The 7,189-nt window shown below is 64.3% G+C and carries 8 protein-coding genes; 4 read left to right on the top strand and 4 right to left on the bottom strand.

The window, feature by feature from the left end:
• From ACIGJI_RS17365 to ACIGJI_RS17355, 3 genes are all read right to left on the bottom strand, one after another.
• Window positions 1-1,700, bottom strand: a 1,700-nt coding sequence (locus ACIGJI_RS17365; RefSeq protein WP_366244716.1) for a heavy metal translocating P-type ATPase, incomplete at its 3' end; no start/stop codon positions are given.
• A 54-nt stretch (window positions 1,701-1,754) separates the two neighbouring features.
• On the bottom strand, window positions 1,755-2,078 hold the full coding sequence (locus tag ACIGJI_RS17360; RefSeq protein ID WP_046747256.1) for a heavy-metal-associated domain-containing protein: 324 nt from the start codon (window positions 2,076-2,078) through the stop codon (window positions 1,755-1,757).
• 35 nt (window positions 2,079-2,113) lie between these two features.
• The gene (locus ACIGJI_RS17355) at window positions 2,114-2,395 is read right to left on the bottom strand and encodes a metal-sensitive transcriptional regulator (RefSeq protein ID WP_046747257.1); all 282 of its coding nucleotides are present in this window, start codon (window positions 2,393-2,395) and stop codon (window positions 2,114-2,116) included.
• A 269-nt stretch (window positions 2,396-2,664) separates the two neighbouring features.
• On the opposite strand from ACIGJI_RS17355, the gene ACIGJI_RS17350 reads away from it, so the two are divergent.
• The 4 genes from ACIGJI_RS17350 (at window position 2,665) to ACIGJI_RS17335 (ending at window position 5,593) form a co-directional block, all read left to right on the top strand.
• Window positions 2,665-3,066, top strand: coding sequence for a four-helix bundle copper-binding protein (locus ACIGJI_RS17350; protein ID WP_046747258.1), 402 nt, complete (start codon window positions 2,665-2,667; stop codon window positions 3,064-3,066).
• A complete protein-coding gene (locus ACIGJI_RS17345; RefSeq protein WP_227991980.1) occupies window positions 3,063-3,581 on the top strand; it encodes a DUF305 domain-containing protein in 519 nt (172 codons plus the stop codon). Before ACIGJI_RS17350 ends, ACIGJI_RS17345 begins: the two co-directional genes overlap by 4 nt.
• 684 nt (window positions 3,582-4,265) lie before the next feature.
• Window positions 4,266-4,835 carry a TlpA disulfide reductase family protein gene (locus ACIGJI_RS17340; RefSeq protein ID WP_136054588.1) on the top strand — a complete coding sequence of 190 codons (570 nt, stop codon included), beginning with the start codon at window positions 4,266-4,268 and terminating at the stop codon, window positions 4,833-4,835.
• Entirely contained in the window at window positions 4,832-5,593 is a 762-nt protein-coding gene (locus tag ACIGJI_RS17335) for a cytochrome c biogenesis CcdA family protein (RefSeq protein ID WP_194239347.1), read from the top strand. Before ACIGJI_RS17340 ends, ACIGJI_RS17335 begins: the two co-directional genes overlap by 4 nt.
• A 97-nt stretch (window positions 5,594-5,690) precedes the next feature.
• Here the strand turns inward: ACIGJI_RS17335 and ACIGJI_RS17330 are convergent, their stop codons facing one another.
• Window positions 5,691-7,049: a M23 family metallopeptidase gene (locus tag ACIGJI_RS17330; RefSeq protein ID WP_058631461.1), complete on the bottom strand. Its 1,359-nt coding sequence runs from the start codon at window positions 7,047-7,049 to the stop codon at window positions 5,691-5,693.
• Window positions 7,050-7,189: the final 140 nt, after the last annotated feature.

The raw sequence follows: 7,189 nt of genomic DNA, 5'->3' as shown, positions 1-7,189 counted from the left end.
CGGACCCCGGCGAAGTACCGGTCGATACCCAGCTCGTCGGCGACGGACGCGGCTACCGCATCGGCGTCACCGGTGATCATCACCACCTGCACGCCGCGCTCGTGAAGCGCATCGACCGCGTGACGCGACTCGGACCGGATCTCATCCGCCAGGCGCAACGCACCCGTCACCTGACCGTCAACGAGCACGTGGAGGATGATCGCACCCTCACCGCGCCACTCGTCGGCAACCGGCAGCTCGGCGGCGTGTTCTTGCTCGAGCATGTACGGGCCACCGACCTGCACGACACGACCATCGACACGGGCGCGCACCCCGACCGCAGGCGAGGACTCGAAGTCGGACGAGCCCGGAACGGTGAGGTTCTTCTCCTTCGCCGCGTTGACGATCGCGCGGGCGAGGGGATGCTCGGAGTCCGCTTCCGCGGCCGCAGCCCACGCCAGCAATTGATCCGCGTCGATCCCCGTGATGGGATCGATTGCGGTCACGGCAGGGGTGCCCTTGGTGAGCGTGCCGGTCTTGTCGAACAGCACCGTATCGACGGTGCGCATGCTCTCCAGAGCAAGACGATCCTTGATCAGAACGCCACCACGAGCGGCCCGCTCGGTCGCGATCGAGACGACAAGCGGGATCGCCAGGCCAAGAGCGTGCGGGCAGGCGATCACCAGCACCGTGATCGTACGGATCACGGCAGCGTCCGGGAAGCCGACGATGGTCCAGACGATGGCGGTGATCGCGGCGGCGCCGAGCGCGAACCAGAACAGCCATCCCGCCGCCTTATCCGCGAGACGCTGGGCCCGCGACGACGAGCTCTGCGCTTCGGTGACGAGCTTCTGGATGCCCGCGAGAGCGGTGTCCTCACCGATGGCGGTGATCTCCACTCGCACACCGGAGTCAGTGGCGACGGTGCCGGCGATGACCGGGTCACCGTCGCTGCGGCGTACCGGCCTGGATTCTCCGGTGATCATCGACTCGTCCATGCTGGCCGAGCCCTGCACGATCCGCCCGTCCGCAGGAATCCGCCCGCCGGGGCGCACGACCACGACATCGCCCACCTGCAAGTCGGAAGGTGCGACCGTGACGGTCGTGTCACCGTCGATCTTTTCGGCCTCGTCGGGCAGCAACGCGGCCAGGGAGTCCAACGCCGATGTCGTCTGTGCGAGGGAGCGCATCTCGATCCAGTGCCCGAGCAGCATGATCACGATGAGTAGGGCCAGCTCCCACCAGAAGTCCAGCTCGTGGTGCAGCAGGCCGAGGCTCGCACCCCACGAAGCGAGGAATGCCACGGTGATCGCGAGGGCGATCAGAAGCATCATCCCGGGCTTGCGGGCACGGAGCTCACTCACCGCGCCGGTGAGGAACGGGGTCCCGCCCCACACGTACATTACGGTTCCGAGGACCGGGGAGATCCACGCAACCCACGCGGCATCGGGCAACGGATAGCCGAGGATCGTCGAGAACATCGTCGAGAACCCGACCACGGGCACCGCGAGGAGCAGCATGATCCAGAACAGGCGCCGGAACTGGCCTACGTGATCTCCGTGGCCCCCGTGGCCGCCGTGACCCTCGTGCCCGCCGTGACCTGTGTGTTCTGGTGATGCGCCGTGGTCGTGACCCATCGCCGCGTGGTCGTGCTCTGTTGTGGGCGCCCCGCCGTGTTTGGCGTGTGCGGTGTGATCGGTGTGGTCGTCGTGCTGGCTCATCGGAACTCCTTGCTCGAATCCGCCCGGGTCGGGCCGGACGCTCTCAGGTGCGACTCAGGCGTGGTTGGTCGCGAGGGCGTAGCCGGCCTCTTCAACCGCAGCCTGCACGGCAGCGGGGTCGACAGGGCTGGTGCTGTGAATGGTCACCCGGGAGGGGCCGCCAGCGTTCAGATTTACGGTGACGGACTCGACGCCGTCGACAGCGCTCAGTTCCTCACTGACGCTCGACACACAGTGCGAGCACGTCATTCCCTCGACCAGCACGTCCTGCGTAACCGCAGACGCCACGGGTGCGGATGTCTCCGCGTTCAAGGGGGTCGCGCAGCATGCGCAGCCCGCGTTCGCGTCCTTCAGTCCGAGTTCGATGCGATCAGTCATGCGTGTGTTCTCCTTCAACTAGACAGACGTGGGGGTCATGAACGGACCAGGCGGGCGATTGCTTCGTTGGCCTCGCGGACCTTTTCTGCAGCGACCGCCCCGCCTGTGGCGCTCGCTTCGGTGACGCAGTGACTCAGGTGATCGCTGAGCAGTGACAAGGCGACCGTCTCCAGGGCCTTCGTCGCCGCAGAAACCTGGGTGAGGATGTCGATGCAGTACTTGTCCTCATCGACCATCCGGGCAATCCCTCGCACCTGACCCTCGACACGGTTCAACCGCTTGCGCAGATCGTCCTTGTTTCCGTCATACCCGTTCATGATTCGAAGATACCCCCTGGGGGTATGCAACTCAAGTGGTTCCGGTTCCATTCCCGACGTGAGTACTTTGTGTCCACCTCGCTCACGCTGCGACCCGTGATTCGTCGGCGGTGCTGTCGCGAGTATCCGGAGTTGCGGCGGAGACTCGCGCGAACGCGGCCCACCACAGCTAACACACCCCGGCGGGGTACTCAAGGGCCTCAATGAGTGGAGGGCGCGAGCGTACCTTCGTGGCTCACGAAGCTCGTGGCTCACGAAAGGACCCCCTCATGTCTACTACCGAGGAAATGCTCCGCACCTACCCGAAAGACCTAGGCGGAATCGATCAGGAGAAGCTTGCTGAGTGCATCGACGCGTGTCTGGAATGTGCGCAAGCATGCACCGCGTGTGCCGACGCCTGCCTCAGCGAGGACATGGTCGCTGACCTGACCAAATGCATCCGCACGAACCTGGACTGCGCAGACCTTTGCGCCACCACAGCCCGCATCCTCTCCCGCCACACCGGGTACGACGCCAACCTCACCCGCGCCGCGCTTGAAGCCTGTCGAACGGCCTGCACGAGCTGCGCCAACGAGTGCGAACAGCACACCATGCACGAGCACTGCACGATCTGCGCCGAGGCATGCCGGCGCTGCGAACAAGCCTGCACTGCGCTGTTGGAGACGCTATGACACAGCACCACGCCGACAACGGGGCACGCCCGCCCGTACCGGAATCTCACGAACAAGACCACGGCGGAATGTCGAGCTACCTCAAACTCGCCATCTCCCTGACGCTCAGCTTCGTCGTGATGTACTTCCTCACGTTCGCGATGATCAACGTCCTCGATGACCTCTTCCTCAACATCAGCAACCTCTACATGGCTCTGATGATGGTGTTCCCCATGGGCATCATCATGGTCATCGTGATGTGGAAGATGTTCCCGAACAAGGCGGTGAACGTCGGGCTGCTCGTAGGCTTCGCCGCACTATTTCTGGTCGCGTTCTTCATGGGCCGCGCAGAAGCCTTCGTCGGTGACGACCAGTTCCTCCGCTCCATGATCCCGCACCACTCGCGAGCGATCCTGGTATGTGAGCAATCAGATATCAGCGACCCGGAAATCCAAGACCTCTGCAAGCAGATCATCTCTTCACAACAAGAAGAGATCGACCAGATGAACGACATCCTCGACCGGCTCAACGAATAGTCAACCGACCTTTGGCGACGAGTGAGCCCGAAGAAGGACTCCGGACCCACCGCCGATCAGCGGGGTCTAGGCCGACTCGGCACACACTACGCGTGGGGACCTCCGTGAACCACCGAAAACGATCGTTTACGGCAGACGCACGGAGGTCGCCGGCCGATCGCACGACACGCCGATCGCGCACCCGCCGAAACCCCCTGCCGAAACCAGATGCGCCGAAACTGGCCGTTCGACGTTTTAGGCAGCGTGAGAGTGGAAGGTGATTTACGACATCTTTCGTGAGACAGCCGGCAGCCTCGACCGTGCATCACTCACCCGTCTTCCCGGGAATGTTCTGTCTCACCGACCGACAGCTTTCGTGAGATCGGACAGCAGATTTCGACATGTCGTTTCTCATGAAACCTGTCGCATTCTCACGAAACCTGTCGCATTCTCACGAAACCTGTCGCTGTTCTCCTGAAAGGTGGCGGATTCTCGCGGATGTTGTCACACGGTCGTCCGGGATTGACGCCGTGTGTCAGCAACGCCGAGGTCGCCTACGCATCAACTTGCTCTGACGAACATCGAAAGTGGCAAGCGATCTCGTGGGGCGGTGGCACGGTTCGGCGGACGCATAGGGGATCTGCGTAAGGTGCGAATGTGCCTCGAGACCCACGTTTTAGTACCGTTCGCGGTGCGGCGGGAGTCATGCTCGCCGCAGTGTTCGCCATCGGTCTGAGCGGGTGTGCGCCGGATCCGGTCAGCGATTCCTACCTCAAGGGTGAGAACACCGGGTATGTGGCCGGCAACGGCGCTATTGTCGAGGTCCCGGTGGCCGAGCGGAGCGAGCCCGTGGTCTTCAGTGGCGTTACTGAAACTGGTGATGATTTCGACAGTGCGGACAACGCCGGCAAGGTCACGGTGGTGAACTTCTGGTACGCCGGGTGCGCGCCGTGCCGCATCGAGGCGAAGGATCTTGAAAGCGTCTGGCAGGAATACGGCGGCGAGGATGTGGCTTTCATCGGCATCAATACCCGCGACCAGGCTGACACTGCCCAGGCTTTCTCTGACGAGTTCGGCATCACCTACCCGAGCCTGATCGACGTGAACACGGCCGAGGCGAAACTCGCTTTCTCCGAGGCTGTGCCGATCCAGGCGACACCGACCACTCTCGTGCTCGACAGACAGGGCCGTGTCGCCGCCCGCATCATCGGGCCCATCGACGGCACCTCGATCCTCTCGACCCTCGTCAAAGACGCCCTAGCGGAGACGCCGTGAACGCAGACACCATCATCGGGTCCGGTGCGCTCTGGCTCGCAGTCCCCGTCGCGATGCTCGCCGGCCTCGTGTCGTTCCTGTCGCCCTGCGTGCTCCCGCTGGTCCCCGGCTTCCTCGGCTTCCTCGGCGGAGCGGTCGCGCCGCGCTCGAAGGGTGACGCGACGAACGCAGTCGCGCCTGAGCGCCGTCAGCTCGTTGTCGGCGTGCTTCTGTTCATCCTCGGCTTCAGTGTCGTCTTTGTTCTCATCACTGCGCTGAGCGGGACGGCCGGCGTGTTCTTCCTACGCTGGGGTGACCTGGTCACGCGCATCCTCGGAGTCGTCGTCATCCTGATGGGGCTCGTCTTCCTCGGGTTGTTCAGTTTCGCCCAGCGGGAGGTCCGCTTTCACGTTGGCTCCCGGGCCGGTGTCGTCGGGGCGCCGCTACTCGGAGTGGCACTCGGTATCGGCTGGGCGCCGTGTATGGGGCCGACGCTTGCCGCGATCATCGCGCTTTCGTTCAACGCCGGCGACCCTGTCCGGGCTGGCTTCCTTGGTCTCGCGTATTCGCTTGGCCTCGGCATCCCGTTCCTGCTGGTCGCACTGGGGTTCGGTTGGGCGGCGAAGACGGTCGAGTTTCTCCGTCGTCACATCCGGGTGCTGAATGTCTGCGGCGGTATCCTCCTGATCGTCCTCGGCCTCCTGATGGTGACAGGGCTGTGGACCGACATCATGTCGCGGCTGACGGCGGTGATGGGCAGCGTCATCCTCCCGCTCTGAGATCCCTAGCAAGGATGTCGGGAGTGACGACTGGAGCAGCCTTCTCTACCCAACTGTTCATGTCGACGGCGCCACTTCGTGATCCGGCGTCGGAACCTTAGATATAGACGCCACGGTCTTCCATGAACCGGACGGGGTTGGTGTAGCCACCGTTGATGTAGACCTCGAAATGCAGATGGCACCCGAAGGAGCGTCCGGTGTCACCCGCGTATGCGATGACCTGGCCGGAATTGACCCATTGCCCCCGGCTGACGGCGATGCCACCGGGTTTGATGTGGGCGTACCCGGTGCTGACGCCCCCGCCGTGTTGGATGCGGACGTAATTGCCGTAGTTGCCGTTGGCGGCGGCGTAGTCCACGGTTCCGGAGTTGGCGGCGTAGATCGCCGCTCCGCAGCCGTTGGCCAGGTCGGCGCCGTAGTGGTAGCTCGAGGAGCAGCCCTGCGAACCACAGATGGGGGTCCGCGGGCCGTAGCTTGAACTTCGGCCGCCCCCGTGGGGCCGAACCCAACCGCCGCTCCCGGCGGAGCCTCCGCCGCCACCGTTGCCGCCTCCGTTGGCTGCCGCTTCGGCGGCTTCGCGTTCGCGACGGGCGCGCTCTTCGGCCTCGCGCGCGGCTACACCCGCCTGGTAGCCGGCGACCGTCTGCGTGGTGGTGTCTTTCAGCGCGGCGAGCTGCGCCTGCATCGTCTCGAGGTTCGCGGCTTGCTCGTCGAGCGCGGCCTGTGCGGCGTCGGCCGCTTCTTGTGCGGCAATCATCTTCTGCTCCGCGACCTGCTGCAGGCGGTCTCGTTCGTCGCGGGCGACCTTCGCCTGATCGGTCAGCGATTGGGCGGTGTTGCGCGCCGAGATTGCGTCATCGTAGACCGACCGGTTGTACTCGAGCAGCTTGTCCATGGTGCCCAGCCGGGACAGGAGCTCATCGGCGTTGTCCGCGGAGCCGGAGAAGAACAGTTGCAGTGCTGAGTCGTCTCCACCGTTGCGGTACAGCTGTGCCGCAACTTGACCGGCCCTGCGCGCAGAGGTTTCGGCCATCGCTGATTGTTCGTCGGCCTGCGCCTGCAGGCTCTCGGCTTCCGTGATCGCAGCGAAGTATTCCTGTTGTGCTGCGTAGAACTCGTCGGAGGCTGTATCGGCGGCAGCCTGGGTCTCGGCGACTTTCTGCGTCAAGGACTGGATCAGCCCTTCGATTCGGGTGATCTCGGCGGCCTTGGCAGCTTCGTTGTTCTTGGCGCGTTGGACATCGTCCCAGCTCGGGTAGGACGCAGCGTACGCCGCTGAGACGCCGGAGCCGATACCGAATGCAGCGAATGCAGCGACGCCGAGGGCGCCGAGTCCGAAAGCGCCACGTCGAGTCACACTCAGCTTCCAGAATGAGTCGCGTTCGGCGGGCGTGGGTGCACACCCGCATTCTTCAGCCGCCTCCGTAGCAGCCGCGGAGACGCGTCGTTCGTTCACTGTGCCCTCTCCTCGAGTTCGGCTTCGTGGATTCTGCTGCCATGGGCGCGCCGATTGGCCATGCTCGCGTTGCCCGCTGTCTGGTCTATCGTCCGTTCGTGGGGGCCGAAGTCGCGCCGACTCGCCCGTGATCTCTGATC

Source organism: Microbacterium sp. NPDC064978, assembly GCF_044543605.1.
Taxonomy (GTDB): domain Bacteria; phylum Actinomycetota; class Actinomycetes; order Actinomycetales; family Microbacteriaceae; genus Microbacterium; species Microbacterium meiriae.
Note: the sequence above shows the minus strand (reverse complement) of the source record. Positions and strands in the feature narration are given on the sequence as shown.